23 protein-coding genes and 1 tRNA gene are annotated in these 25,715 nt (G+C 60.9%); 11 read left to right on the top strand and 13 right to left on the bottom strand.

Annotated elements, in window-relative coordinates; genetic code table 11:
* Positions 1-26: 26 nt before the first annotated feature.
* From addA to regB, 7 genes are read right to left on the bottom strand one after another with little or no spacing between them, the layout of a single operon-like run.
* Positions 27-3,383 carry a double-strand break repair helicase AddA gene (addA, locus tag OEZ49_RS05390; protein ID WP_263387360.1) on the bottom strand — a complete coding sequence of 1,119 codons (3,357 nt, stop codon included), beginning with the start codon at positions 3,381-3,383 and terminating at the stop codon, positions 27-29.
* On the bottom strand, positions 3,380-6,307 hold the full coding sequence (addB, locus tag OEZ49_RS05385) for a double-strand break repair protein AddB (RefSeq protein WP_263387359.1): 2,928 nt from the start codon (positions 6,305-6,307) through the stop codon (positions 3,380-3,382). Before addB ends, addA begins: the two co-directional genes overlap by 4 nt.
* Positions 6,300-6,986: a nucleotidyltransferase family protein gene (locus tag OEZ49_RS05380; protein WP_263387358.1), complete on the bottom strand. Its 687-nt coding sequence runs from the start codon at positions 6,984-6,986 to the stop codon at positions 6,300-6,302. The genes addB and OEZ49_RS05380 overlap by 8 nt, the downstream gene beginning before the upstream one ends.
* Entirely contained in the window at positions 6,983-8,032 is a 1,050-nt protein-coding gene (locus OEZ49_RS05375; protein WP_263387357.1) for an aminoglycoside phosphotransferase family protein, read from the bottom strand. The genes OEZ49_RS05380 and OEZ49_RS05375 overlap by 4 nt, the downstream gene beginning before the upstream one ends.
* On the bottom strand, positions 7,996-8,460 hold the full coding sequence (gene tsaE / locus OEZ49_RS05370; RefSeq protein ID WP_263387356.1) for a tRNA (adenosine(37)-N6)-threonylcarbamoyltransferase complex ATPase subunit type 1 TsaE: 465 nt from the start codon (positions 8,458-8,460) through the stop codon (positions 7,996-7,998). Before tsaE ends, OEZ49_RS05375 begins: the two co-directional genes overlap by 37 nt.
* Positions 8,461-8,499: 39 nt before the next feature.
* Positions 8,500-10,038: a PAS-domain containing protein gene (locus OEZ49_RS05365; RefSeq protein ID WP_263387355.1), complete on the bottom strand. Its 1,539-nt coding sequence runs from the start codon at positions 10,036-10,038 to the stop codon at positions 8,500-8,502.
* Between the two features lie 27 nt (positions 10,039-10,065).
* The gene (gene regB, locus OEZ49_RS05360) at positions 10,066-11,463 is read right to left on the bottom strand and encodes a sensor histidine kinase RegB (protein ID WP_263387354.1); all 1,398 of its coding nucleotides are present in this window, start codon (positions 11,461-11,463) and stop codon (positions 10,066-10,068) included.
* An 88-nt stretch (positions 11,464-11,551) separates the two neighbouring features.
* Between regB and OEZ49_RS05355 the strand changes: the two genes are divergently transcribed.
* The 3 genes from OEZ49_RS05355 to OEZ49_RS05345 all read left to right on the top strand — a co-directional run bounded on the left by OEZ49_RS05355 (position 11,552) and on the right by OEZ49_RS05345 (position 14,042).
* The gene (locus OEZ49_RS05355) at positions 11,552-12,169 is read left to right on the top strand and encodes an SCO family protein (protein ID WP_263387353.1); all 618 of its coding nucleotides are present in this window, start codon (positions 11,552-11,554) and stop codon (positions 12,167-12,169) included.
* Positions 12,170-12,253: 84 nt separating this feature from the next.
* Complete coding sequence (locus OEZ49_RS05350; RefSeq protein ID WP_263387352.1) at positions 12,254-12,808, top strand: ActR/PrrA/RegA family redox response regulator transcription factor; 555 nt, start codon at positions 12,254-12,256, stop codon at positions 12,806-12,808.
* Positions 12,809-12,818: 10 nt separating this feature from the next.
* On the top strand, positions 12,819-14,042 hold the full coding sequence (locus OEZ49_RS05345) for a glycosyltransferase family 61 protein (RefSeq protein WP_263387351.1): 1,224 nt from the start codon (positions 12,819-12,821) through the stop codon (positions 14,040-14,042).
* Here the strand turns inward: OEZ49_RS05345 and OEZ49_RS05340 are convergent.
* Positions 14,015-14,608 carry an HD domain-containing protein gene (locus tag OEZ49_RS05340; protein WP_263387350.1) on the bottom strand — a complete coding sequence of 198 codons (594 nt, stop codon included), beginning with the start codon at positions 14,606-14,608 and terminating at the stop codon, positions 14,015-14,017. The genes OEZ49_RS05345 and OEZ49_RS05340 overlap by 28 nt on opposite strands.
* 205 nt (positions 14,609-14,813) lie before the next feature.
* On the opposite strand from OEZ49_RS05340, the gene OEZ49_RS05335 reads away from it, so the two are divergent.
* From OEZ49_RS05335 to OEZ49_RS05320, 4 genes are all read left to right on the top strand, one after another.
* Positions 14,814-15,128 (top strand): hypothetical protein, encoded by a 315-nt coding sequence (locus tag OEZ49_RS05335; protein WP_263387349.1) that lies wholly within the window; start codon positions 14,814-14,816, stop codon positions 15,126-15,128.
* A gap of 99 nt (positions 15,129-15,227) precedes the next feature.
* On the top strand, positions 15,228-16,622 hold the full coding sequence (ahcY, locus tag OEZ49_RS05330) for an adenosylhomocysteinase (RefSeq protein WP_263387348.1): 1,395 nt from the start codon (positions 15,228-15,230) through the stop codon (positions 16,620-16,622).
* Between the two features lie 17 nt (positions 16,623-16,639).
* On the top strand, positions 16,640-17,299 hold the full coding sequence (locus OEZ49_RS05325) for a DUF922 domain-containing Zn-dependent protease (protein ID WP_263387347.1): 660 nt from the start codon (positions 16,640-16,642) through the stop codon (positions 17,297-17,299).
* Between the two features lie 185 nt (positions 17,300-17,484).
* Positions 17,485-17,826 carry a DUF2853 family protein gene (locus OEZ49_RS05320; protein ID WP_164131411.1) on the top strand — a complete coding sequence of 114 codons (342 nt, stop codon included), beginning with the start codon at positions 17,485-17,487 and terminating at the stop codon, positions 17,824-17,826.
* 232 nt (positions 17,827-18,058) lie between these two features.
* On the opposite strand, the gene OEZ49_RS05315 is transcribed toward OEZ49_RS05320, so the two are convergent.
* The 5 genes from OEZ49_RS05315 to tsaD are packed head-to-tail and all read right to left on the bottom strand — an operon-like array spanning position 18,059 to position 21,245.
* Positions 18,059-18,454 carry a DUF1761 domain-containing protein gene (locus OEZ49_RS05315; RefSeq protein ID WP_263387346.1) on the bottom strand — a complete coding sequence of 132 codons (396 nt, stop codon included), beginning with the start codon at positions 18,452-18,454 and terminating at the stop codon, positions 18,059-18,061.
* A 44-nt stretch (positions 18,455-18,498) separates the two neighbouring features.
* Positions 18,499-18,921 carry an EVE domain-containing protein gene (locus tag OEZ49_RS05310; RefSeq protein WP_263387345.1) on the bottom strand — a complete coding sequence of 141 codons (423 nt, stop codon included), beginning with the start codon at positions 18,919-18,921 and terminating at the stop codon, positions 18,499-18,501.
* Positions 18,921-19,187 carry a YciI family protein gene (locus tag OEZ49_RS05305; RefSeq protein WP_164131405.1) on the bottom strand — a complete coding sequence of 89 codons (267 nt, stop codon included), beginning with the start codon at positions 19,185-19,187 and terminating at the stop codon, positions 18,921-18,923. Before OEZ49_RS05305 ends, OEZ49_RS05310 begins: the two co-directional genes overlap by 1 nt.
* A 1-nt stretch (position 19,188) precedes the next feature.
* The gene (locus OEZ49_RS05300; protein ID WP_263387344.1) at positions 19,189-20,151 is read right to left on the bottom strand and encodes an NAD(P)H-dependent glycerol-3-phosphate dehydrogenase; all 963 of its coding nucleotides are present in this window, start codon (positions 20,149-20,151) and stop codon (positions 19,189-19,191) included.
* Positions 20,148-21,245, bottom strand: coding sequence for a tRNA (adenosine(37)-N6)-threonylcarbamoyltransferase complex transferase subunit TsaD (gene tsaD / locus OEZ49_RS05295; RefSeq protein ID WP_263387563.1), 1,098 nt, complete (start codon positions 21,243-21,245; stop codon positions 20,148-20,150). Before tsaD ends, OEZ49_RS05300 begins: the two co-directional genes overlap by 4 nt.
* Positions 21,246-21,376: 131 nt before the next feature.
* Here tsaD and OEZ49_RS05290 point away from each other — a divergent pair, with 131 nt between their 5' ends.
* The 4 genes from OEZ49_RS05290 (at position 21,377) to OEZ49_RS05275 (ending at position 25,024) form a co-directional block, all read left to right on the top strand.
* A complete protein-coding gene (locus tag OEZ49_RS05290; protein ID WP_263387343.1) occupies positions 21,377-22,057 on the top strand; it encodes a uroporphyrinogen-III synthase in 681 nt (226 codons plus the stop codon).
* A gap of 53 nt (positions 22,058-22,110) precedes the next feature.
* On the top strand, positions 22,111-23,337 hold the full coding sequence (locus OEZ49_RS05285) for a COG4223 family protein (protein ID WP_263387342.1): 1,227 nt from the start codon (positions 22,111-22,113) through the stop codon (positions 23,335-23,337).
* A gap of 10 nt (positions 23,338-23,347) precedes the next feature.
* The gene (locus OEZ49_RS05280; RefSeq protein WP_263387341.1) at positions 23,348-24,841 is read left to right on the top strand and encodes a heme biosynthesis protein HemY; all 1,494 of its coding nucleotides are present in this window, start codon (positions 23,348-23,350) and stop codon (positions 24,839-24,841) included.
* 107 nt (positions 24,842-24,948) lie between these two features.
* Positions 24,949-25,024, top strand: a tRNA-Thr gene (locus tag OEZ49_RS05275).
* The last annotated feature ends 691 nt before the right edge of the window (positions 25,025-25,715 follow it).

The raw sequence follows: 25,715 nt of genomic DNA, 5'->3' as shown, positions 1-25,715 counted from the left end.
GAAAGTAGGAGCGACGGGGCGCAAGGTCAAGATATCTGGGTGCGACCCAGCGCTGCCGTCACAAGATCGTGTGGCAGCCACATCATCCGGGCGGTGCGTGTCCACAGGATTCCGGTCCGGATTTCGTGGTCCGGATAGATCTGCGCCAATGCCTGAGCATAGGCACCCATCTGCCGCAGCAGCCCCTCGGGACAGGCCTCAACGGTGCCGGGGACCACGGCATTGCTTTTGAAATCAATCACCTGAACCTCGGTTTCCGTGATGACCAAACGGTCGATCACCCCGTGCATTCGACGCGCGCCCAGTGCCGCGCTGATCGGCACCTCGGCCAGGGTTTCCGGCGCAAAGATCGGCGCCAGATCGGGGTGGGTCAGAACGCCGCGCGCTTCGGCCAATAGATCGTCACGTTCCGCTGCCTGCATATCCGGCAGAAGCCGGGTGCAGATCTCGGTCCATGTGGCCGCTTCGGCCCGCGGCAGATGTTCCAACAACAGGTGAAGCCGTGTGCCCCGCAGCTTTGCCGCCTCTTCGTCCAGCCCCACCTCGCCGGGCAGCGCCTTGGCACCGCCCAGGTCCGATGGAGAAATCGCTTTTAATTCAATAGGTTTCTCCGCTGGCTGCCGCACCCAATCGGGTAGTGGATGCGCAGCGATCTCCGCTGATTGGGCCTCGGTCAGCGGTAGCGCCTCCCAGTCTCCGTGCTCCAGCCGCAGGAAATCCTGCCCCTCAACCTGCACCGCCCCGGCCTGTGCCATTGCCTCGGCAACCATGTTGTACCAGCTGCCGCCATCCTTGCCGATGTCACCCGCCGCCGCCACGATCAACCACTTTTCCGCCCGGGTTAGAGCCACATATAGCAACCGCAGACGCTCGTTGGTTTCCCGCGCCTGTGCCGCCTCGCGCGCCGCCGACAGCACGGCGGGCGATCCATCCTTGGCCACCCGCCACAGCGGCAGATCGCCCGCCTTCATGATCTCGGCATCGCGCTGTGCCCGGCGCTGGGCGGTATCGGGCAGGATCACGATCGGCGCCTCCAGCCCCTTGGAGCCATGCACGGTCATGACCCGCACCATATTGCCCACACCGGTCATCTGGCGCTTGATCTCAAGGTCGTCGGTCTGCATCCAGACCAGAAAACCAGTCAGGCTGGGAATGTCAGACCGTTCATAGGCCAGCGCCTGGCTGAGCAACGCGTTGATCCCGTCTTCGGCCTCGGCCCCCAGACGGCCCAGCAGTTTCCGCCGTCCGTCATGGCGAGTCAGAATCCGCTCGATCAGGTCATAGGGGCGCAGGAAATCGGTCTGCCCGCGCAGATCGTCCAGAACGGCAAGTGTCTGGGGAAATTCATCTTTTCTGGACCGCAACGCCGCCCACAGATACCGCTCTGTGCGTCGGTGGGCCAGATCGAACAGCTGTTGCTCGCTCCACCCAAAAAGCGGCGATTTCAGCACCGTGGCCAGCGACAGGTCGTCCTCGGGCGTGGCGAGGAAACTCAGCAGCGCGGCCAGATCCCTGACCGCCAGTTCCGCGCCCACCTTCAACCTGTCTGCCCCGGCGATAGGCAGGCCAGCGGCTTTGCAGGCTCGGATGATCTCGGCAAAGAGGTCGGACCGGCGTTGGACGAGGATCAGGAAATCCCCTGGCCGCACTGGACGCCGCAGAAATGTGCCAGGAGAGTCGCCGTCGATGGGAATGGTTTCGCCCCCGTCGATCGTCGCCTTGATCTGCGCCGCCACACGCTCGGCCAGGATCACGGTGTGATGGCGCGCACCAGGCCGGTCCACCGGGTCGGTCCAGTCGCCATCCTCGTCTTCTTCGACCTTTTCGACCACCGGCCACAGATCCACGCGGCCCGGCAGGTCGGATTTGAAGGCGCGATGGAGCGCTTCCTTGCGGAACCCGGCCTCGGCCCGGTCTTCGAACACCAGATCGACAAGCCCAAGGATCGCGCTGGAAGAGCGGAAGGAGTATTCCAGCGTCAAATCCTCTAGGTTAGAGCCTGATTGACGCAGCTTGCGGCCGAATTCGGCCTGCATCCGGTCAAAGGCGTCCGGGTCCGCGCCCTGGAAGGAATAGATCGACTGTTTCTTGTCACCTACGACAAAGATCGTGCGTTCGACCCCTGCCCGCGCGCCTTCGCCGCTGGTGAACTCCTGCGCCAGCTTCTCGATCACGTCCCATTGTTCCGGGCTGGTGTCCTGCGCCTCGTCCACAAGGATATGGTCGATGCCGCCGTCAAGCCGGTAGAGCACCCAGGCCGCGACGCCCGGATCGGACAGCAGTTGCCGCGCCTTCAGGATCAGGTCGTCAAAGTCGAGCCAGCCGCGCAATTGCTTGCGCCTTTCATATTCCGGCAGAAAGTCCGCCGCGAACCGGTGCAGCGCCAGTGACTTTCGCGCGGCGGTCAAGGCCAGCCGCCGGTCACGGGCCTCCTCGACCCGCAGCATAAGCGCCTCAAGCTGCGGCATCTGTCCGGCCAATACCCCTTCGCGCAGGCCTTTGGTCGGGAAAGCGCCAATCTTGGCGGTAAAGGGTTCCTTGGCGCTGGCACCGGTCAGCAGCACCTCTTCGAGAACGGTCAGCCCATCCAGCGTGGGGCCGTCGAACCGGGCCAGTTTTGCACCGGCCTTCTGGTCGTTTGTCCCGCTGCCCGCAAGCGCCGGCAGGAGCCAGCGGACAAGCTCCAGCTCGCCGCCCAGATAGACAGAGGGGAGAAGCGTGTCTTCGTCGAAGCCCGGCGGCAGGCCGAAGGCTTCGGCCAGTTGCTCCCAGTCCATAGGTTGTACAAAACCGGCCCGGTGCTGGCAGATCGCGGCGGTCAGGCTGTCGAATCCGGTGTCGGTTATGAACCGAGCGACCGCCTCGACCAGCGGTGCCTTCCTTCCTTCGGCAAAGTCCTCGACAATCTCTTCGCGCAAGAGCGCGGCGGCCCGATCCTCCATTTCCGCGAACTGCGGGCTGACCCGTGCTTCGAGCGGAAATCGGCGCAATAGAGCCGCACAGAACGAGTGGATGGTCTGGATCTTCAGCCCGCCCGGCGTCTCGATCGCGCGGGCAAAGAGTGTCCGGGCATGGGCCAAGCGGGCACTGTCAATCGTGCCCGGAACGCCAAGATCCGCAAGCTGGGTCCTGAGCAATGCGTCGCCCAGCATGGCCCATTCGCCCAAGCGTTTGAACAGGCGGTTCTGCATCTCGCTGGCGGCGGCCTTGGTATAGGTCAGGCACAGGATATGTTGCGGTTCGACCCCGTTCAACAGCAGGCGCGCTACGCGGTCGGTCAGAACCTTGGTCTTGCCTGATCCCGCATTGGCCGCAAGCCAGGTCGAGGCGGCGGGATGCGAGGCGCGAAATTGCGCCTCGGTGGCGGCATCGCGCATGGTCATGTCAGATCCTCGGGCAGGGGCGTGGCGGTGTGGTCCCATTCACCGAACCGGGCCAGGTGGTCATAATCGCCAAAGTCCGTGTCCTTGTGCAGCATCCGGCGTGCGGTAAACCCCTGATCCGGCTCGAAATACGCGGCGATCAACTGGTGCAGTTCAGCCCAGACCCGGGCGGGGGGTTCCTCGGCCAAAGGCGCGGGCACTTCCTTGTAGCTGCCGCCCATGCCGATGAAGACCGCGCGCGCCACTGGCGACGGGTCCAGCCCTTCGAACCCGCCCTCTTCGGCCAGAGCGGCCTCGATCAGCAGTTGTTTGTCGAACTTGGCCTGCTGCCTTTCGCTGGGGGGCGTGCCGGTCTTGTAGTCGTAGATGCACAATGACCCGCGCCCGGTCATGTCGACCCGGTCGGCCCGTCCGGTCAGGGTGAAGTCCAGCCCATCAAGCCGACGGTTCATCCGTACCTCGAAGGCCACCGGGCCACCATCGGCACGGCGTTCCATTTCAGCGGTCAGAAAGGCATCCGCCACCCGTTCCAGCCGTGCCAGCCAGAGCGCGCGCGCGGTGGGCCATGCGACCAGTTCGTCCAGCAGCGCGGCGGCGCGTTTGAGGAAATTCTCACGGCTGAGCAAGGCGCTATCCAGCAGGCTGTCCTTGACGAAACTTTCCAGGATCTCGTGGATCACGATACCCCTGAGTAACGCGTCAGGGGCCCGAACCAACGGGTCCAGCGGCTTCAGTCGCAGCACGTGACGGGCGTAGATGGCATAGGGATCGCGGATCAGTTTCTTGATCTCGGTCACAGACAATTGCCTTGGCCGCGCGGCGACAGGTGGCCGGGGCGAGGGGCGTGGCGCGGGATCGACGCGCGGCGCGTCCTCCAGGGCCTGAGCCCAGGTCAACCAGCCTTGACCACGCGCGCGCATTTCAGCCAGCGCGACATCGCCGCCCTGATCCGGCAAGCCCTGCAACAGGTTGGTCAGCCGGTTCAGCCAGCGCGACGGCACGGTTTCCGCGTCATCCGAGCGTTTGGCACGGGTCAGCCAGACCTCGGCCGCGCCGATGGCCTGCTGGAAATCATGCGCCGACAGACCGATCCGGCGCTCGGGCAGCAACAGGCCCGCATCATGGCGCATGCGTCGATTCAGCCATGGGTCGGGGGCAGGGGCCTCGGGCCAGCTGCCTTCGTTCAGCCCGCCGAGGATCAGCAGATCGGCCCCCATCACGCGCGCCTCGAGCGTGCCCCAGATCATGATGCCGGGATAAGGGGCGTCGCGGTCGCGCACCTCGCCGGTGGACAAGAGCCCACCCAGCAGATCGGCGAAATCACGGGCGGACATATCGCCCCCGTGTGGCGCCTCGTCCTTGAGCGCTTTGACGATGGCCAGCGCCTCTTGCCCGGCTTTCTGGTCCCATAGGGTCCCGGTCTGGCCGGTGGGTCCGGCGGAGAGCCTTTCGGCCAACTGCCGCAGGCGCATAACCCATTCGGAAAGCGGCAGCGTTCCGGCGACCGTTTGGCCACAGAAGCACTCAGCGACCCAGTGGGTCCAATCCGTCGGCACGTCGCGGCGGGTGGCAAAGGATGCCAGGTCGCCAGCCTCGGGAAAGGGCGGGCCATTGCGGCGCAGGTCCAGTTCCAGATCGCGGGCATGCAGCAGATGCTCGTTCCGGCCCGAGCCGGAATGGCACAGCGGGTGCTTCAGCAGGGTGAGCAGCGCCTCGCCATCAAGGCGGGAGGCGAAGAGCCCGGCCACGTGGCGCAGGAACCGCCCTGGAGGCGACAGTTGCAACGGCAAACCGGCGCTATCGTCGGGCAGGATGTTCCAGCGATCCAGGGCGGAGCTGACCTGGCGGGTCAGCATGCGGTCGGGAGTGATCAAGGCGGCGGTCTGCCCGTTCTCGGCCGCCTGGCGCAGGCGTAGCGCAATGGCCAGCGCCTCGCCCCGGGGCGACGTTGCCTCGATCAGGGTAACGTCGCGCGTTGCGATATCGAGCCCGGTTAGTTCCGGGCCCTCGGTCATCCAGGCATCGGTGACGGGTGCCGGTCTGAGCGCAAGCGAAACCAACCGGTTCCTTGCGGGGCAGGGGGCGGGGAGGTCTGTCCACCTGTCGATTTGGTCATGCGAAAGAGAGAGCTGCTCCATCAGCCGGGCAAACCGGAACTGGGGATGGTCCTCGGCCGTCAACGCATCGCCCAGCTCGGACCAGACGTGGCCGGGCTGATCAAAGTCAAAGCCGGGCAGCACTACGGCACCTTGCGGCAGACGGGCGATCGCCTCCATCAGCAGCATGGTTGTGCCCCGCGACCCGGTCGATCCGGCAAGGATGACCGGGTGCTGCGGTGGGGCGGTCTGCCAGTCGGCGATCAGGGTTTCCACGATGCGCCTTTGCCGCGCCTGAACATCCAACGCGCCTTCGGCGGCGCCCAGGTAGCGCTCGGCAATCGCAATGAACTGCTGCGCGCGCGCCCAGTGCCCGGACAGATCGGTCACGTCCAGTTTGCGAATGGTGTCGGGCGCAACACCTTCGCCCTGCATCTCGTCGATCAGCGCGGCAAGGCTGTCGGAGAGATCGAAGATCGAGGCGCGCGCGGCCAGATCGGGCTGTTGATCCAGAAGTCGGGTAATCAGTTGCACCAATTCCAGTCTGCGGCGCAGTGGCGGCACGGCGGCGGGCAGGTGTGTGGGCAGGCCCAGCGCGCTCAGGTCGGTGACCAAAGAGATGCGTGGCAGCAGGCTGGCCGGGCCCGCGTCGAACAGGGCGGTGATACGGCGCTCCATCCGGCGGGTGTTGACCACCAGTTGCACCTGCGCCAGCGCTTGTGGCGGCAGATGGGCGCATCGGCTGCGCAAACCGTCCACCAGCGCGCGGGGGAAATCGACACCGGGTGGCAGCGCAAAGACACGCGGATGCGGACAGGGATCAAACATGCGCAAGCAGTTCCTCGGCCAGGGTGATCCCGCCCGGATGGCCGACGTCGCACCACCGGCCTGGATAGGTGAGGCCGAACAGCCGTCCTTGCGCACCGATCCTGTTCCAAAGCAGGTTTAGGGAGAAACTGCGCTCGGGGATATCTGCCAACCCATCCAGCTTGACAATCTGCGCCCCACCATAGACCAGCCCGGCGCCCCGGTGGAGCCTGCCCTCGTCATCGCAGGAGAAATCGCCTTGGCCCAGATATCCCACTGTTTGCGACACCGGAACGCAGATCAGCAGCGCATCCATCCTGTCGGGGTTCCAATGTTCGGCCAGCAGGGCCAAGGGGTTGGGGCCGGACCAGATCGCATCCGTGTTCATGGTAAATACCGTGTCCGAGGCCAGCATTGGTCCCGCCTGCCGCAGCCCCCCGCCGGTGTCGAGGATATCAGGCTGTTCGTCCGATAGGATCACACCCTGCGGCTCCAGATGCATTGCCAGCATCGGCGCGAGGTAATGGGTGTTGGCCACGATTTTGGGCGGCTCGACGGCGCGGGCCAGATCGAGCGCATGGTCAACCAACGGGCGGCCGGCGACCTCAATCAGAGGTTTCGGCCGGGACCGGGTGAGATCGCCCATGCGGGTTCCGAACCCGGCGGCAAACAGCATGACAGGAAAACGGGGCTGGCTCATGTCGGGTTCAACCGCGCAAGGTTTTCCGGGGTCGGGGGCGGCAGTGTTTCCCGCAACAGATCGGCGACCCCTGCCAGCGCGGGGTGTTCCAGATCACGCAACAGATGCGCCCACACCGCAGGCATCAACGCCAGATACCGCGTTTTCCCGAGCTTACGGGACAATTTGGCAAACACGCCGAGAATGCGCAGGTTACGCTGGACACCAAGCACCGGATACGCGGTGCGAAACTCGTGATCATTCGCGCCTGTCGCGGCGATGAACCTGTCGATCATGCGCATCTCGGTGGCGGTCGAGACATCGCGGCGAATGTCCTGCAAGAGGCTGACAAGGTCATAGGCGGGGTGCGCCGTCACTGCATCCTGAAAATCCAAGAGACCAACGCGCGCTAGACCCTTACGGTCTGGCAACCAGATCAGGTTTTCGGCGTGGTAATCTCGCAAGATCAGGACTTTGGGTCCTTGCGTAGTGCGAAAAAGAAGACTTTCAAACCTTTCGATGAACCGAGCCATCGTTTCGGGGCGGGCATCCCCTGTGATCCCTTCGACATAATGCTCAAAGGCGATGGCCGTCTTCTCGGCCATGACGGTTGGGCCGAAACTTTCCAGTCCGGCGGGCAGGGGGGTATCCTGCAACGAGATCAGCAGGTCTGTTGCGGCTTCGTACAATGGGCGTTCAAGGTCTGGAGCGCGGTCAATCACCCGCGCAAATAGATCGTCTCCGAGATCTTCGAGCAGGAGAAACCCATGGTCGGTGTCCGACAACAAGATCTCCGGCGCACTCAAACCGATCGACCGCAGGTGTTCGGCAAGTTCGACAAACCTGTCTATCGTTTCTCCACCGTCCGGTGGGGCATCCATGAAAATCGCGGTCCTACCGGTATCCTGATCGGTCAGCCGTTCGTACCGCCGGGCCGAGGCGTCTCCGGCAAGGGGCACGCGCCGGGCGCCAGACCAGGGTGACCGGGCGATAAACTCTTCTGCCTGCGCGGTCCGGCTGGTCGCTCGGGTCATGTCAGACGGGGTGGCCATTTCGGGTCGGTCCATTCGACAGTCAGCTTTCGGCGGGTTTCATGTTCGGGGTCGATCTCAAAGGTGATCATCAGCGCATGTGGGGGTGTCAGCGGGCCCAGCCGGTCGGGCCATTCCACAAGAGTTATCGCATTGTTGAACGCCTCTGAAAGACCTAGTTCCTCAATCTCTTCGAGCGAGGAGAGGCGATAGAGATCGGAGTGCCAAAGTTCACCCCGGTCGGTGTCATAGACCTGTACCAGAGTGAAGGTGGGCGATGGAACGTCTTCCGGCTCGGTCATCATGGACTGGATCAGGCTCCGGGCGAAATGGGTTTTTCCGCTGCCGATTTCACCGGAAAGCAACAAGCAGTCGCCGGGCATGAGCGTGGTGCCCAAGGACACCGCCATGGCGGCGGTTTCTTCGGGGGAGTCTATGGTCAGTTCAAGGTGCGAAGCCGTCATGGCCGCACAATGGCCGCGCCGCTTTCCGGCTGCAAGCGGCTATCCGATCCTTGCGGTTTCGGTCAGCGTCTTGGAGATGGTCGTCAGAGAGAAAACAACCATTGTCGCGCCGTTCTGGATTGGGTTGATGGTGCAATTCAACGGCCGGCCATCGCGTAACCTGACCTGACCATCCCAGAGCGTGCGATTTTCGCGATTGGCCACGAAATCCCGAATGTCGCCCCACAGCGGTGTGGCACTGCATTGCTCCTGCCAGGCGCGGGTGGCGTCGACGATCGAGACTTTCGCAAAGCTTCGCTCGGGATCCGATTTCCACAGAGTGTGATACGCCTTGTTGGAAAACGCGAGCGTGCCGTCAGAAGCAAACACGACAATCGCATCTTCGATGTGATCGAGAACGTCCTGACCAAGCTCTAGCTCGGACCGAAAGCGGCGGGTCAGGGTGATGTCTGCGGTAATGTCTTCGAATAGAAACGCGATGGCCCCATCCGGATGAGGGCGACCGTTCACCGAATAAACGGACCCCGACGGCAGTGTCCAAGTTTCGCGATACATGCCATCCGATGCCGCCTGTAACAGATCGTTCATCTCTTGGCGCCATCCGCCGTAATTCTTTGGTTCCGGCATCATGTTGAGGTTTCTCAACCGGTCGAAGAAGCTTGAAACCGATGGCCGGCTTGTCAGGAAATCGGCGGGCAGGCAGGTCAGATCTATCAGCGCCGGATTGAAAAGAGCCAACTGCCTGTTCCTGTCGAAGATGGCCAGCCCGATGGATAGTTGCGCGAACGTCTTTGCCAATGTCTGCACAAAGTTGCGCTGGGCCACTTCGGCGTCGACGACCGCGTTGATGTCCACCGCATAGCATAGGCTGCCCGACTCCTGGGGCACCACCACAACGTCGAACCAAAGCTTTGCCTGTGTGGGAAAAACCGAAATCGAAACGCGGGATTTCTTTCTATCACCGCCCAACTCTTCGACCTTGGGAAACAGCGGCTCATAGAGATCGAGGTTTCCGTTCCGAAGTTTTCGCGCCAACGCCACATAGGCGGCATTGCACCAGCGGATCTTCCCGGCGTTGTCGAGATGCCACACCGGATAGGGCGCCGGATCCATTGCCATTCTGATCGGGTCGGGGTCAGAGCGCCGCAACGCGTGCTGCCCCTTGCTGCCGCTGCGCAGCTCAACCCGGACAACACCGTCTACCCATTCACAGAACACCTCTCGCCCGGTGCGACCGTCTATGGGTTCGACGACGATTTCACCCTCTTGCTCGACGGTATCCGGGTCTGGCGGAAACCCGGGAAACTCGTCGGACAGTTTCTGGCGCAGTTCTTCCCAGTTGAGAACGTGCCTGTCGTCGCCCAGGTGAGAAGAGCCGATAACAGTCGACCCATCGAAGAGGAAAACATGCGGTGCCGCGTCTTCCGCGGTCAACAGATCGCGGGAAAAGCCGGACAGTTGTCTCGGAGTAGACAGATACCAGGCGGTAAGCCCAGCCGAAGAAAGGCAAATTACCGCTAAAGCCACCCATTCCGCCATGATCGCATCCAGAACGCCAACACCAACTTTGGCAATCATTGGCTCAAGTGGTTAAGGCAACCTTAACTAAACCCTAAATGGTTCGTTTAGCCCGACCGGAACGGCGTTTTCGCCGGTTTGCGCATCGATCTGGCTGCGTGGCCAGACCACCTGGACAATGGCACCGCGCCGCTCGGACAGGTCCGTCAAGGTTTGGTAGGGGTCGGACCCATTGGCAAATCTCAATTCAGCGCCGCTACGTTCCAGCAATGTCTTGGCGATAAACAGACCAAGCCCCATGCCTTCGTATTCAGGCCGCGATCGGGTATCGACCTCGGCCCTTCTCCGGCGCACGAACGGATCGCCGATCCGGCCGAACATATGCGCGGGATAGCCGCGGCCGTCATCCATGATCGTCACGGTGATCGCGTCGGCGGTCCATTCGGCCTCGACCCAAACGGTGGATCGCGCAAAGTCGACAGCGTTCTGGATCAGGTTCCTGAGGCCATGGATGACCTCGGGCTTGCGCAGGATCGAAGGTTGTTGCAAATCGCCACCTTCGCCGGGGCCCTCATCGAAATGTAGCGCCTTGCCGCGATTGACATGTGGTTCAGCGGCTTCGTGGATAACGGTGGATAGGGGCGCCTGACGCAGGTGCAGGTCGTCCTTTCCGGCACGGCCCATGTTGCGCAGGATGTCCCTGCAACGATCGGCCTGCTCCCGGATCAACGCCGCGTCTTCGCGCAGGTCGGGCCGGTCGTCCAATTCCTCGACCAGCTCGGAACTGGCCAGCTTGATGGTAGCGAGCGGAGTACCCAACTCATGCGCGGCGGCAGCGACAACGCCGCCAAGATCGGTCAGTTTCTGTTCGCGGGCCAGTGCCATCTGGGTCGCGGCCAGTGCCTCGGACATCGACTGAACCTCGGAACTGATCCGATAAGAATAGGCGCCCAGGAAAATCATCGCGATGACGATTGCGGTCCAGTGTCCGAAAACGAAGACATCCGGGATGCGCAGAACAAATCCCATCTCGGTTCTGAGCGGCATGTGGTACAGTCCCAGCAACGTCACCAGAACGATTGCGGTGGTGCCTATGATTAGGGTCGAGCGCAGGCCCATCACGTTGGCCGAGATGATCACCGGTCCGACCAGCAGCAGCGCAAAGGGGTTGTGCAAGCCGCCTGTAAGGTACAGCAGAACGCCTAATTGCTGCAAGTCGAACAGAACCATCAGAAAGTTCTCGAACTCGCTGAGGCGCTTGTTTCCGGGGAAAGCAAAGATCGCCATCACGTTGACGACGGCGGAAACCCCGATCGCCAGGTAACACAGACCCAGATTCAATTGCAGGTGATAGGTCTGTTGCGCCACCGTGATGGCCACGATCTGGCCTGCGATGGCGACCCACCGCAACAGGATCATGGTGCGCAGGCGAATCCAGCTGCTGCGTTCTTGTCCCAGCACAAGGCTCATGTTGGATTCCGGCATCGCGCACTTATGTCCTGTTGCAACCGTCGGGTTTCTTGATAGGTCTCCGGCCCGACACGATCAACAGCCGCTGTCCATGAGGATCCCGATGAACCGATTTTATGCTATTCTTGCCGCCACGGTTGCAGTGGTGGCGCTGGGCGCAACATGGATCGCGACCCGCGGCGGTTCGGACGACCGGTTTGCGCAGTGCAGGTCCAGCCAGATCGCGGGCGGGGCGGATACCATTGGCGGGCCGTTCGAGTTGTTGAATTCCAAGGGCGAGACGGTGACTGACAAGGATGTGATAACCCAGCCGTCGCTGCTCTATTTCGGCTATACTTTCTGCCCGGATGTCTGTCCGCTCGACACCTCGCGCAATGCCGAGGCCGTGGATATCCTTGAAGGCCGGGGCAAGATGGTGACACCGGTCTTCATTTCCATCGACCCCGACCGAGACACGCCTGAGGTGGTGGGCGATTTTGCCGCCAACCTGCACGAGCGGATGATCGGGTTGACCGGTTCGCCCGAGCAGGTGAAGGCCGCGAGCCAGGCCTACAAGACCTATTACCGGGCGCAGGACAAGAGCGATGAATACTATCTGGTCGACCATTCGACCTTTTCCTATCTCGTCCTGCCCGAGGTCGGATTCGTCGAGTTTTTCCGTCGCGATGACACGCCTGAGCAAATGGCCGACAAGATCGGATGCTTCATAGATGCAATGTAGGGCGTGAAGGCTGTTTGACGCGGGCGCGATGGCTGGTAATACTCGCGGCAAGCCAAAAAGACGAAAAACAGCGAAAGACAGAGCATGACGGACAACCTCCAGCCAGATATCGGTCCCGACAAGTCGCTTTTGCTTGTCGATGACGATGAACCGTTTCTGCGCCGTTTGGCCAAGGCGATGGAGAAGCGGGGGTTCGAAGTCGAAACGGCAGGGTCAGTCACCGCCGGGCGTGCGATAGCCACTGCAAGGCCACCTGCCTACGCGGTGGTCGACTTGCGGCTTGAGGATGGCAATGGCCTAGATGTCGTCGAGGTCTTGCGCGAACGTCGTCCGGATAGCCGGGTGGTGGTCCTGACCGGATACGGGGCGATTGCCACGGCGGTCGCTGCCGTCAAGATTGGCGCAACCGATTACTTGTCAAAGCCCGCAGATGCCACCGACATCACCAATGCTCTCCTGGCCAATGGAGATACCCTGCCGCCGCCGCCGGAAAACCCGATGAGTGCCGACAGGGTGCGCTGGGAACATATCCAGCGCGTGTACGAGTTGTGCGATCGAAACGTTAGCGAAACCGCGCGCCGGCTAAACATGCATCGCCGGACCCTGCAACGGATTCTGGCCAAACGAAGCCCGCGCTGAGAGGTTCGCAATGGCGGAAACGCCCGACCTTAATCCAGACGACCCAAATTCACAGCCGCTGCCCGAAGGGGGCTGGTCCGAGACATTGACGCGGCTGGCCGAGGCGGTTGTTGTGCCACCCGAAGTCAGCGGTTTCACTCAGGCCGCCGGGGTTTTGTACTCGGATGGCAGCTATTGTCCCGAAGGTGCCCTTTGGCGCCGATACCGGCCTTTGACGACCCGCCCCGATATGCCGCAGGACGTGGCACAGATATTGCCGGGGCGCTGGATCTGGGGCGGCGTGCTGTGGGCGCATTTCGGTCATTTCCTGGTCGAAAGCACTTCCCGCCTTTGGGCACTGGATCATGTCGATGGCCCGATCGACGGCATTCTCTTCATTCCCAAACGACCGAAGGTCGGCGATCAGGTCCGGGGATATCAGCGCGATTTCATCGACCTGATGCGGCCGGACCTGCCGATCCATGTCGCGACCGAACCGACGCAAGTCGAAGAGCTGATCGTACCCGGACAAGGGTTCGGGTTGGGAAACATCACGCAGGGAACGCCAAGGTTCCGCGATGCGATCCATCGGAGTTTCGCCAAATCGGTCGAACCCGACGGTCCAAGCAAGCTTTACATCTCCCGTTCCGCGCTAGGTCTGGGAAAGGGTGGCCTGTTGGGCGAAGAACGGCTGGAAGACCTGCTGCGTGCCGAGGGGTACGACATTTTCCACCCCGAGAAGTTCTCTCTCGAAACCCAGCTTGCCAGATACAAGGCCGCCAGCCATGTCGTGGCCGCCGATGGTTCGGCGCTGCATTTATTTGCGATGGTGGGAAGGCCCGACCAGAACGTGGCGATGATCCTGCGGCGCAAGGCGGGGCCCAACAACCTGCTGGCCAAGAACGTTGCGCATTTTTGCCGGAACAATCCGCTGGTCATCGACGCGCTCTACACCGAATGGGTGCGCGGCGACAAAGGCAAATCAAACCGCCTGTCTTTTGGTGAGCTGGATCACGCGGTGATTGGCCGGGGCCTGATCGCGGGGGGATTTGTTCGCCCGGATATCGACTGGCCGCGGGCGACAGACGAAGAGCGCGCCAAGATGTTCAGCGACAAGGGTCTGGATCAGGCTGGCGATTTTGTCGAAAGCGCCGACTACCAGACGCGCCGTCGCCGAAAGATGCGACATGAACGCCGCGCCCGTCGTGCGGAACGCGCGGTGTCGGATCAAAGCGCGGATATCAGCGCCAAGTAACGTTCGGTATAGGCCTTTCTCGTCTCAACGGGCGGTCTGAGCAGAATGTCGAGCCCTTCCATCAGGACCGGGTTCGGGCGCCCGAAAAACCTGTTCGCTTCGGCCTCGGAAAAACCGGCGATGCGGGTCGCCTCCATCCAGGCGCTTATACGGTCGGCGCGCTTGATCTGTTTCTTGATCGCTACCGGCAGTTGCGCCGGCAGGCCAAACCGGATGTGGATCGCTGCGGTAAGCCTGGCGTCGAGATGGCCGTAATCCGGTCCGACCGCAGCCTTCACCGGCGAAATCATGTCGCCGATCACGTATTCCGGCGCATCGTGCAGCAAGGCCGCCAGGCGCCATTTCGGCCCGGTGGAGGGGGCTATGCGGGCAAACAGGGTCTCAACCAGCAGCGAATGTTCCGCCACCGAATAGGCATAATCGCCATGCGTCTGCCCGTTCCAGCGCGCGACAAAGGCCAGGCCATGGGCGATATCCTCAATCTCGATATCCATCGGCGTCGGATCCAGCAGGTCGAGTCGCCGCCCCGACAGCATCCGTTGCCATGCTCTGGGCTGTGTTGCCATTCTGCCACGTCCCTTTCCAAGTGCCTTTTTTTCGCCACATTCCGGGCGCAGCCTTTGCCTTATCCCGATCAAATGCTGCCAGCCGTTCCAATTTTCGTCGAGGGTTCAGCCCGGCGGCAAGATCGCGATATCAAGTGAGGGGGGACGTGTTTTCCTCCCTGCACGTCCCCTTTCAGACCTGAACCTCTATCGAAAGGAGCTTGCCATGTTCAAGCGTCTGATGGGGATTGGAACAACATTTGGCATGGTGGCCCTGATGTCCCCGGCCGTGGCGCAATCCTGTGCGGATCGCGATGCGGTGATTGGCAAGCTACAGGAAAAATATTCCGAACAACTGACCGCCGGTGGCCTGCAACCCATGCATCGAGGCCAGTCGATGATCGAGCTTTGGGTCTCGGCCGAGACGGGCACGTTTACTGTTCTATTGACAGACGCGAATGGCGTCAGTTGCATTGTGGCGGCGGGAACCGACTATTTTCAGGCCACGCCGGTGCCGCGCAAGACGGATATTCCCAGCTGAAACTTTCCCCAAAAACCTGACCGGGCCGAACGTCGTTGCCACTTGTCCCCATGAATGATAGGGCGTCTGGCGACCGATTTTACCGGAATGGAGTGAAGAATGGCCGGGGATTATATCGTCAAGGACATTGCACTGGCCGACTATGGCCGCAAGGAACTGGACATTGCCGAAACCGAGATGCCGGGCCTGATGGCGCTGCGCGCTGAATACGGTGAAAGCAAGCCGCTCAAGGGGGCGCGCATCGCCGGTTCGCTGCACATGACCATCCAGACCGCAGTTCTGATCGAAACGCTGGTGGCGCTGGGCGCTGACGTGCGCTGGGCGTCGTGCAACATCTTCTCGACACAGGATCATGCCGCCGCCGCGATCGCGGCCAGCGGCACTCCGGTGTTCGCCGTCAAGGGCGAGACGCTGGAGGAGTATTGGACTTACACCGACAAGATTTTCCAGTTCCCCGAGGGCGGCGCCAACATGATCCTGGACGACGGCGGCGATGCCACGTTGTACATCCTCATGGGCGCCCGCGTCGAAGAGGGTGAGGAAGACCTGATCGCGGTTCCGACCAGCGAAGAGGAAGAGTACCTGTTCGCCCAGATCCGCAAGCGGATCGCCGAAACCCCGGGCTGGTTCGTGAAGCAGCGCCACATGATCCAGGGCGTGTCCGAAGAGACCACCACCGGTGTTCACCGTCTCTACAAGATGATGGAAAAGGGCCACCTGCCGTTCCCCGCGATCAACGTGAACGACAGCGTCACCAAATCGAAGTTCGACAACAAGTACGGCTGCAAGGAATCGCTGGTCGACGGTATCCGCCGCGCCACCGACACGATGATGGCAGGCAAGGTCGCGCTGGTGTGCGGCTATGGCGACGTGGGCAAAGGCTCGGCCGCCTCGCTGCGTGGCGCCGGTGCACGGGTGAAGGTGACCGAGGTTGATCCGATCTGCGCGCTTCAGGCTGCGATGGACGGTTTCGAAGTCAGCACCCTGGAAGATGAAGTCGCCAGCGCCGACATCTTCATCACCACCACCGGCAACAAGGACGTGATCCGCATCGAGCATATGCGCGAGATGAAGAACATGGCCATCGTCGGCAACATCGGCCATTTCGACAACGAGATCCAGGTTGCCGCGCTGAAGAACCACAAGTGGACCAACATCAAGGACCAGGTCGACATGATCGAGATGCCCTCGGGCAACAAGATCATCCTGCTCTCCGAAGGTCGCCTGCTGAACCTCGGCAACGCGACCGGGCATCCGTCCTTTGTGATGTCGGCCTCGTTCACGAACCAAGTTCTGGCGCAGATCGAGCTGTACACCAAGGGCGACAAGTACCAGAACGAGGTCTATATCCTGCCCAAGCATCTGGACGAGAAGGTCGCGCGCCTGCATCTGGACCGGATCGGTGTGAAATTGACCAAACTGAGCCCGGAACAGGCCGATTACATCGGGGTCACGCCCGAAGGCCCGTTCAAGCCGGAACACTACCGCTATTGATATCCAGCGACGGGCGGATGCCCGTCCTGAGAATTCTGACCGCCCCGGGAAACCGGGGCGGTTTTTTCATTCGGTTCGAAATTGTTGAAAAGAAAACTGTTGTGCGACAGCTTCGCAGAACAACGAGTTCTGAACCCGCAAGACAATATGCGGGGCGTTTATTGGAGTGTGGAGTTATGAAGATGTCCTTTTCAGATGCTGGTTTCAAACAAACCGCTTTTGTATTTGCTCTGGGCGTGATGCTTGGCGCGACGATGGTTGAGGCCAAGCCAAAGATCTCGGTTGTGGAAAAGACTTATACTGTGGATGCCACCACTGCGCGCGCCATGGTTCAGCAGATGGGACAGCGCGGGCCGAATGGTTATTGGGCTTATACCGACTGGTATGTGAACTGGACCGGAAGCTGCGATCTCTCGGTCAAGATCACTTACACGATGCCCAAGCACAAGAACGAAGCCAAACTTGATCCGGCGGTGCGCGAGAACTGGAAAACCTTCCTTGCGGTTCTGCGGAAACACGAGGAAAAGCATGGTGCCCATGGCATTCAGGCCGCGCAGGAGATCGAACAGACAAAATGCGCCGATGGTCAGGCCGTCATCAAGAAATGGAGCAACCAGGACAAGGTTCTGGACAAGCGTACCGACCATGGCAAAAAAGAGGGTGTGGTTCTGAAGTAACGGATCGACCAGCTCGGGCACCAAAGGCGGAAACCGATGGTGCCTACGTGGCATCGCTCTGACCTTGTTTGTTTACAGGGAAAAACCGGCCAAATTTTCCCTTTGTGCATGCTCGGGCTGCCGTTACGCTCTCCCCAGTGCCGGATTGACCGGTCGAAAACAGAAAAACTCGGGAGAGTGAAGAGATGGGAAAACGCGACGATCTGATCGCAAAATACGCCGATGACCTGAAGAACAAGTGCGGGATGACCCCGGACATGGACCTGCTGACCAAGGTCACGATCGGTTGTGGGCCGGCAATCTACGATGCTGATGCCTCGACAGTCGCGGCAACCCAATCGGGTGAGCTGGAAACTGTGAAGAACAATTTCCTTATCAAGAAATTGGGCCTGTCCGACGGCCCGGAACTGGACGCGGCGATTGCCAAGGCAATGGAGACCTATGGCCAGTCCGAGCGCAACAAGTACCGCGCCGTGGTCTATTACATGTTGACGAAGCATTTCGGCAAAGAAGCGGTCTACGGCTGATACCAAGCCCTAAGAACGTTGAAACGCCTGTGCTCTTGCAGGCGTTTCGCATTTTACGAGTATTCTTCGTGCTTGGTGTTTGAGTAGGTCCCGGTTTTCGCGGTATAGAGAGTCCATGATCAGTACGGTCAGAACCTTGAAATTCGTTCGCGTGTGGTGAGTTGGGAGCACGCGGGGTGGGGGGAAGGTTCTGCGCCGTCGGAACCTTCCCCGTTTTCTTTTGATCTAACGCTTAGAATAGCGTCAGGATCAGTCCCATCGCCGCGCATGCCAGCGTGGCATAACCGCCGTCAATCAGGCTGAGCCGGAATGGACGCATGGCATAAAGGTTGTTGAGGGCAATCCACGGCGAGATGAGGAAAAGACCGACACCGATCCCCGCAACAAGACCCGCGCCCGGTGTATCAAGACCCGACAGGGCAAAGACATGACGCATCATTCCGGCCACAACCAGCTGTAGCACAAAGCTCATTGCGAAAATGCCAGGGTTTATTCCGCCTTCGGGTTTACCGTCTGGGCCGCGGGGTACGCCGGACGCCTGCATCCAGGGTTCGGCCAGCACCATGTACCACACAGACCCAAGGACAAAGGCACCAAGGGCGGCTGCGAAAACATTGAGAACTTCCATCTTCCGCCTCGTCGAAGAGTTACGACAAGGTCAAGAATGCCCGATCAATCGGGTTCTGTCTGCCCCAATGCGCAGATCGCCAGCCATTGGTCTTCGCTCACGGGTTGCACCGACAAGCGCGAGTTCTTGACCAGCACCATGTCAGACAGACGCGGATCCGACTTGATCTGATCCAGGGTCGCGGGCTGCACGAAAGGACGAACTGCCTTGATATCCACGCATTCCCAGCGCGGATCCCCGGCCTTGCTGTCCGGATGCACTTCGGCGCAGACCTCGACGATGCCGACAACCGCCTTTTCGGTTTGCGAGTGGTAGAAAAACCCCCTGTCGCCCAGCTTCATGGCGCGCATGAAATTGCGTGCCTGATAGTTGCGCACGCCATCCCATTCCTCGCCTGTCTCGCCCTTGGCGGTCTGATCGTCCCAGCTCCAGGTCGAGGGTTCGGATTTGAACAGCCAATAGGCCATCAGATCACCTTTTTCCAAGGGATCAGCTCGACCGACTGGAACAGACCGGCCTTGGCATAGGGGTCGTTGGCGGCCCATGCTTCGGCGGCGGCCATGTCTTCGACGTCGAGGATCACCAGCGATCCGATCATGGTCTCGCCATCCAGCAAGGGCCCGGCCTGTGATACGACGCCGGAGGTCTTGAGATAGTCCACATGTGCCGGGCGGTTGTCGAGCCGGGTTTGCAGGGCGCCTTCCTTGTCCTTGGCGATCAGGGCAACCAGCATGTCATTCCTCCTTGAGCGGTCTTGCCAGCAGTTGAGCCATCGCCTCGGGCAGGGTCAAGCTCTGGTTCACAAATCCGGTCACGCAAGAGGTGATCGGCATATCCAACTCCATTTGCGCGGCCTTTTCAGCCACCGCAAGCGCGGTTGCCGCGCCTTCAACCGTAATTGATCCGTCAAACTCCTCTTCGCGCCCGATTGACAGGCCAAGCCGGTAGTTCCGCGACAGGTTTGACGTGCAGGTCAAAGCCAGATCGCCAAAACCGCTGAGCCCGGCCAGTGTCTCGGCCCGGGCACCAAGCGCCAGCGCCATGCGCTGCATCTCCGCATAGCCCCGGGTCATAAGCGCCGCACGGGCGCTTTCACCCAGACCGGCGCCGATCACAGCGCCGCAGGCAATTGCGATCACGTTCTTCAGGGCACCGCCCAGTTCGGTTCCGATGATATCTGTTGTGCGGTACAGGCGCAGGCTGGCGGTCGACAATTCGGCTTGCAGGTCCTTACCGATTTCGGTGTCTTCACACGAAAGTGTCAGCGCTGTTGGGAGCCCGCGGGCAATGTCCGCAGCAAAGCTTGGTCCAGTCAACAAGGCGGGCACAGCGTCAGGCAGGGTTTCCGAGATGACGGCAACAGGTCCCAACCCGCTGCCCAATTCGATCCCCTTGCAACAGGCGACCAGACGGCGACCAGCCAACACCGGACCATGAGCCTGTAATGTGCGGCGCAGTTGTTGCATGGGAACCGCCAGCAGAATCGTCTCCGTGTCAGGGATTTCTGCCAGATCGTCGATAACCATCAAATCGTCGGGGAACGGCGCGCCCGGCAAGCGCCGGTCATTCCGCCTGGTCACTTTCATTTCCAGCACATGGTCAGGATTGCGCGACCACAGCCGAACCTTTCCCTGGCCTGCCAGCGAGATTGCCAGCGCCGTGCCAAAAGCACCTGCGCCCAGAACGGTGACAGTCATGCCTTTGCGCCTTTCTTGCCGCTGCCCAACAAGGCCGGGCTGTTCTGATCGAGAGGCCAGCGTGGGCGGGCCGACAGGGTCATGCTGTCGTGCGCACCCGCAAGAAACAGCTCTATGCCCGCATAGGCGATCATCGCCGCGTTATCGGTACACAGGCGTAGGGGTGGCGCGACAAACCCGATGCCCATTTCGCCACAGACCTCTTCGAGAGCGGACCGGATGGACGCATTGGCGGCTACTCCGCCCGCAACCGCTAGCACGGGAGTGTCTGGAGTTTCCTCCAGATAGATTTTCATCGCGCGACGCGTTTTTTCCGCCAGAGTATCGACGATCGCCGCCTGAAAGCCGGCACACAGATCGGCGCGGTCCTGACGTGTCAGGCCGCCTTGCTCGGCAACCAGTTGGTCTCGCAGACGCATGAGCGCGGTCTTGAGGCCGGAAAAGGACAGGTTGCAATCGGGCCTGTCCAGCAGGGGTCGGGGAAAGCGGAACCTTTTCGGGTCGCCGAGTCTGCCTTCGACCTCGACAGAGGGGCCGCCGGGTTGCGGCAAGCCAAGCAGACGCGCCGTCTTGTCAAACGCTTCGCCGGGCGCGTCGTCAATTGTCCCTCCCAGGCGGGTAAACGCCTGGGGGCCATGGACGATCAGATACTGACAATGCCCGCCCGAGACGAGAAGCATCAGATAGGGATAGCCGACCCGGTCGGTCAGCCGTGGCGTCAGCGCATGACCGGCAAGGTGGTTCACACCAATCAGCGGCAGACCGGTGGCGGAGGCAATCCCCTTGGCGCACATGACCCCCGACATGACACCGCCTATGAGCCCCGGCCCGGCCGTAACGGCCACGGCATCCAACTCGTCCAGGCCGACGCACGCCTGATCCAACGCCTGACGAACGCTGACATCCAGCTTTTCCGCATGCGCCCGCGCTGCGATTTCTGGAACAACACCGCCAAAGGCGCTATGCAATTCGGACTGCCCGAACACGACCGAGGACAGAATCTGAGGCGTGGAACCGTCAACAAGCCGCACAACGGCAGCGGCGGTATCGTCACAACTGCTTTCCAGTCCAAGTACGGTTAAGCTTTCGATCATCGGTTCCAACCGTTGCATCCTGTTCAGTTGGCGGGGTATCACCGCAGGCAACGGCAAACAATCCCGTCACACTGGAGGCTGCCCTGACCTATCTCTTGATGACTCGTCCACTGGCTTCATCCGAGAGGTTCGTGGCCAGGCTCTCCCCTGAAATCCTCAACAAGGTGACGGTGGTTCACTCTCCCTTGCTCGAAATAGAGTATCTTCAGGACGACCTCGACTTGCGAAAAGTGCGGGGGCTTATTTTTACGTCGGCCCATGGAGTTGCGGCCGCGTCGCAAATGACCGAGTCCCGCGACCTGCCCTGTTTCTGCGTCGGCCGAGCCACGACAGATGCCGCGCGACGCGAGGGTTGGAAGGCCACGATGGCCGGTGAGAACGCGGAAACGCTGATCGCGTTTATGCTTGCCGCGCGACCTGCGACACCGCTTTTGCACCTCAGAGGGGATCATGCCCGCGGCGATGTGGCGGAAACCCTGTCCCGTTCAGGTATGCCGACCACCGAGCGGGTCATTTACGCCCAGCACCTCTTGCCATTGTCTGAACCTGCCCAAGCGGCTTTGGCCGGGACATCGCCGGTTGTCGCATCGCTGTTTTCACCGCGCACCGCGCGACAATTTGCCGACATTGCCGCCCCCAAGGCCCCTGTATGGTTGGTTGCCTTGAGTCGCGCTGTCAGGGAACCACTTGAAAACGTGAAGAATATTCGCCTTGTGACGGCCGAGAGACCAGATGCCGAAGCAATGCGGAACGCGATGGAAACCTTGATCCGCGAAGCCATGCGGGTTGAGGGGCTGTCGGAGCCGCATTAATCTCGACCGGTATCTGGTATTTTTTGATTTTCAGAATCGAAAGGGACATCGCAGTGGCGGACAAGAAAGACCAAGAGTTGGAAACCGTCACCTACCAAGTCCCTGGGGACTCAATGACACCTGAAAACCAGCCTGCACTCGACAAAGAGCTTGAATCCGAGTCGGAAAACAAGGTTTCGTCAGAAGCAGAAGCAGAAGCAGAAGCAGAAGCAGAAGCAGAAGCAGAAGCAGAAGCAGAAGCAGTTTCGAATACCCAGGAGCAATCGACTGCGCCCGCACCAACCACAGAGCGTCGTGGCGGTTTTTTGGCAATCATGCTTGGAGGGGTTCTGGCTGCGACGCTCGGCTATTTCGCCGGCCGGACCGATGTGATCGATTCTTTCCTGCCGCCGAACCTGCGGGCAGGAAATGCCGAGGAAGAGATCGCCGAACTGAGCGCCCGAATCGCACAACAGGAAGCTACGCTGGCCGAACTGAAATCGTCGGTCGGCCAGATTCAGATCCCGGACATATCCGGTCTTGATGCGCGTGTCGGAGAGATCGCCGCAAAGCTATCCGAAAATGCGGAGGCCATGACGGCGGAAAGCGCCAGCCGATCCGACGCAATTTTAGCATTGGCCAACAGGCTGACGGAAATCGAGAAGCGACCAATCACCGAAGGCGCATCACCCGAAGCGGTAGCCGCCTACGAGGCCGAACTTGCCAGAATGCGCGAGGCGCTTGCCGCGCAGCGGGCGGAAGTCGAACAAATGGTGCAAGAGGCCCAGGCATTGAAAGCGAGCGCCGCATCCGATGCAACGGCGGCCGCAAACAGGGCCTTGATGGCCCGGCTTCATGCCGATCTGGACGCGGGAATGCCTTATGCATCGTTGCTGGAACAGCTTTCCCTGGCGGGCGTCGACGTGCCAAAAGCGCTTTCTGCAACGGCCTCCGAAGGCGCGCCAACCCTGGCAGAATTGCGACAGGGTTTCCCGGTCGCTGCCAGGGCCGCGTTGTCCGATCTTCGCGAGACCGAGAAAGGCACCGGTTTCCTTGCGTTTCTTGAACGGCAGACCGGGGCCCGTTCGGTTGTTCCGAGAGATGGGGACGATCCCGATGCGGTACTTTCCAGAGCAGAGGCAGCGGTGACTAACGGAGACCTTGCATCGGCGCTCGACTTGGTATCGCGTTTGCCGGATCCGGCCCAAGCCGCGCTGGCGGAATGGACTGAACTTGCCCGCGCACGGCACGATGCAATCACGGCGGCCGCCTCGCTGGCGCAAAGCCTGAACACGAACTGAAGGACAGTCCATGCTGTGGTCATTGCTCAAGATCCTGGTTTTCGTCGCGATCATTGCCATGCTGGCATTGGGCGCAGGGTTCCTTATGGAAACCAGTGGCGGTGTCCAGATCACTGTTTCAGGGATGGAATATACGCTTGGTCCGCTGCAATCGGTGATCGCATTTGTGGCATTGGTCGGGCTGGTCTGGCTGTTCTTCAAGCTTCTCACGCTTCTGATCGCCACGCTGAAATTCCTGAACGGGGATGAGACGGCGCTGTCTCGCTTCTTTGACCGTGGCCGGGAAAGACGCGGATACCAGGCGCTGGCCGAAGGGCTGATGGCGCTGGCCTCGGGTGAGGGTCGCCTTGCCATGAGCAAGGCCGCAAAGGCCGAGAAATTGCTGCAAAAGCCTGAACTGACCAATCTGGTGGTCGCCCAAGCCGCCGAGATGACAGGCGACACGCGCAAGGCGACCGAGACCTATCGCAAGCTGATCGGTGACCAGTCGACCCGTTTCGTCGGCGTCCGGGGCATCATGAAACAGAAACTCGCCGAAGGGGATGACGAAACCGCGCGCAAGCTGGCGGAAAAGGCGTTGGCCCTGAAGCCGCGTCACGAAGAGACGCAGGATGTGCTCCTGCACCTTCAGACACGGGCACAGGATTGGGCCGGCGCGCGGGCGACACTGGGAACAAAGCTCAAGACGGGCTCTTTGCCGCGTGACGTTTACAAGCGCCGCGACGCGATTCTCGCCTTGTCCGAGGCCAAGGATCTGATCGCCGAGGGCGCATCGGTCGATCAGCAGGAGCGCGCGATCGAGGCCAACCGACTGTCTCCCGATCTGATTCCCGCCGCTGCAATGGCGGCCCGGGCGCATATCGCCAAAGGTAAACCGCGCAATGCCGCCAAGATCCTGACCAAGGCCTGGCAGGTCCGCCCGCATCCCGATCTGGCCTACGCCTTTGCCGAGATCGTGCCTGACGAAACACCCTCAGAACGCATCAAACGCTTTGCCGCGCTTGCAAAAGTACAGCCCGACAACGCGGAAACCCGTCTGATGATGGCGGAACTCAACATCGTGGCGGAGGATTTTCCAGAAGCAAGGCGGGCATTGGGCGACCTGTTGGAGCGTAATCCTGACGCTCGGGCCTATACGCTCATGGCCGCAATCGAACGAGGCGAGGGGGCATCGGACGCCGTTGTACAGGGCTGGCTGGCGCGCGCGCTTACGGCCCCGCGCGGTCCGCAATGGGTCTGTGACAACTGCCGCCATGTTCACCGCGAATGGGCGCCGGTCTGTGAAAACTGCGGTGGTTTCGACACTTTGGCCTGGTCTGCGCCGCAGACACCGGAAATCGCATCGGTCACGGCAGCAAACTTGTTGCCGCTGATTGTGGGTGCGTCCAACGGAACCGAATCCGAGCCGGAAGAGGAAGAGTCCGATGACGTTTCTGTCGCCGAAGACGGGGAAGTACTGGAAGACTCACCAACCGACGTCTCAGAGGAGAACGACCGCAAATAACCTCTTTTCTAAGGCCTGAACGACTGATAAGTCACGCGCGGTCAAGGTAGCTTAGGCTGCTGATTGTAACGATTGGGTCCCTGTTCGGGCCGCTACAAGAGAAGAATGCCGCTGTAGCTCAGCTGGTAGAGCACGTCATTCGTAATGATGGGGTCGGGGGTTCGAGTCCCTTCAGCGGCACCATTCTTCTCGGAAAAACATGACGTTTCTCCGTTTTCCGTTTTACTGGCAGTATCCCTTGTTTCCTGGTGTGCCTTGCGCCGGTCTTCGTTGGGACGCGCTTTGCCGCAAATGGATTGGCGCTGTGACAGGCGGGTCCAGCGTTTCTTGGTGATTCTCGGCTCTTCGAAATTTGAATACCTTCGGAAAAACAGGTCCGGTTGGTTCTTTCTGGTATCCTAGTTTAAGAACTTCACGACAGTTGAAACGACGGATTCTTGCCCGAACATCCCGGGGCAACCCGCCGGAACTCCATCTGGGACCCAAGCCCTCTCCATCGAAATCCGGCAGACGAATACCGAGTGTTTTTCTTCCGAAAGCAGAAGACTCCTGCGACCGGGGTATTGGGGATACCTCTGCCTTGGCGCTGACTGCCTCCAGGCCTACAATATGTGGGTACCCACGGGTATTCCCGATGAACATAGACCAAAGATTCGGAGTGCGCACCGGATTTGTGTCGCTTTTAGAGGGCCGTATGTCGCAAAGTTGTGGTGAAGAGCGGCTTCGAAGATTTTGGTGCATTTTTTGATTTTTTTGTAAAAAGGCTCTTGCGGCTGTTGGAGAGAGACCGTAGATAGCCCCTCACCGGCGGCGCTGAGGTGCTGCTGACGGGCTGGAGAGACGGCCGGACGCGCTGGAGAGACGGCGGCATTCG

It is taken from the genome of Ruegeria marisflavi (assembly GCF_025673445.1).
Taxonomy (GTDB): Bacteria; Pseudomonadota; Alphaproteobacteria; order Rhodobacterales; family Rhodobacteraceae; genus Ruegeria_B; species Ruegeria_B marisflavi.
Note: the sequence above shows the minus strand (reverse complement) of the source record. Positions and strands in the feature narration are given on the sequence as shown.

Excerpts from the sequence above, each read along its gene's own strand:
- addA (WP_263387360.1), bottom strand. The coding sequence starts at position 3,383 with ATGACCATGCGCGATGCCGCCACCGAGGCGCAATTTCGCGCCTCGCAT.
- addB (WP_263387359.1), bottom strand. The coding sequence starts at position 6,307 with ATGTTTGATCCCTGTCCGCATCCGCGTGTCTTTGCGCTGCCACCCGGT.
- OEZ49_RS05380 (WP_263387358.1), bottom strand. The coding sequence starts at position 6,986 with ATGAGCCAGCCCCGTTTTCCTGTCATGCTGTTTGCCGCCGGGTTCGGA.
- OEZ49_RS05375 (WP_263387357.1), bottom strand. The coding sequence starts at position 8,032 with ATGGACCGACCCGAAATGGCCACCCCGTCTGACATGACCCGAGCGACC.
- tsaE (WP_263387356.1), bottom strand. The coding sequence starts at position 8,460 with ATGACGGCTTCGCACCTTGAACTGACCATAGACTCCCCCGAAGAAACC.
- OEZ49_RS05365 (WP_263387355.1), bottom strand. The coding sequence starts at position 10,038 with ATGATTGCCAAAGTTGGTGTTGGCGTTCTGGATGCGATCATGGCGGAA.
- regB (WP_263387354.1), bottom strand. The coding sequence starts at position 11,463 with ATGCCGGAATCCAACATGAGCCTTGTGCTGGGACAAGAACGCAGCAGC.
- OEZ49_RS05355 (WP_263387353.1), top strand. The coding sequence starts at position 11,552 with ATGAACCGATTTTATGCTATTCTTGCCGCCACGGTTGCAGTGGTGGCG.
- OEZ49_RS05350 (WP_263387352.1), top strand. The coding sequence starts at position 12,254 with ATGACGGACAACCTCCAGCCAGATATCGGTCCCGACAAGTCGCTTTTG.
- OEZ49_RS05345 (WP_263387351.1), top strand. The coding sequence starts at position 12,819 with ATGGCGGAAACGCCCGACCTTAATCCAGACGACCCAAATTCACAGCCG.
- OEZ49_RS05340 (WP_263387350.1), bottom strand. The coding sequence starts at position 14,608 with ATGGCAACACAGCCCAGAGCATGGCAACGGATGCTGTCGGGGCGGCGA.
- OEZ49_RS05335 (WP_263387349.1), top strand. The coding sequence starts at position 14,814 with ATGTTCAAGCGTCTGATGGGGATTGGAACAACATTTGGCATGGTGGCC.
- ahcY (WP_263387348.1), top strand. The coding sequence starts at position 15,228 with ATGGCCGGGGATTATATCGTCAAGGACATTGCACTGGCCGACTATGGC.
- OEZ49_RS05325 (WP_263387347.1), top strand. The coding sequence starts at position 16,640 with ATGCCCGTCCTGAGAATTCTGACCGCCCCGGGAAACCGGGGCGGTTTT.
- OEZ49_RS05320 (WP_164131411.1), top strand. The coding sequence starts at position 17,485 with ATGGGAAAACGCGACGATCTGATCGCAAAATACGCCGATGACCTGAAG.
- OEZ49_RS05315 (WP_263387346.1), bottom strand. The coding sequence starts at position 18,454 with ATGGAAGTTCTCAATGTTTTCGCAGCCGCCCTTGGTGCCTTTGTCCTT.
- OEZ49_RS05310 (WP_263387345.1), bottom strand. The coding sequence starts at position 18,921 with ATGGCCTATTGGCTGTTCAAATCCGAACCCTCGACCTGGAGCTGGGAC.
- OEZ49_RS05305 (WP_164131405.1), bottom strand. The coding sequence starts at position 19,187 with ATGCTGGTTGCCCTGATCGCCAAGGACAAGGAAGGCGCCCTGCAAACC.
- OEZ49_RS05300 (WP_263387344.1), bottom strand. The coding sequence starts at position 20,151 with ATGACTGTCACCGTTCTGGGCGCAGGTGCTTTTGGCACGGCGCTGGCA.
- tsaD (WP_263387563.1), bottom strand. The coding sequence starts at position 21,245 with ATGATCGAAAGCTTAACCGTACTTGGACTGGAAAGCAGTTGTGACGAT.
- OEZ49_RS05280 (WP_263387341.1), top strand. The coding sequence starts at position 23,348 with ATGCTGTGGTCATTGCTCAAGATCCTGGTTTTCGTCGCGATCATTGCC.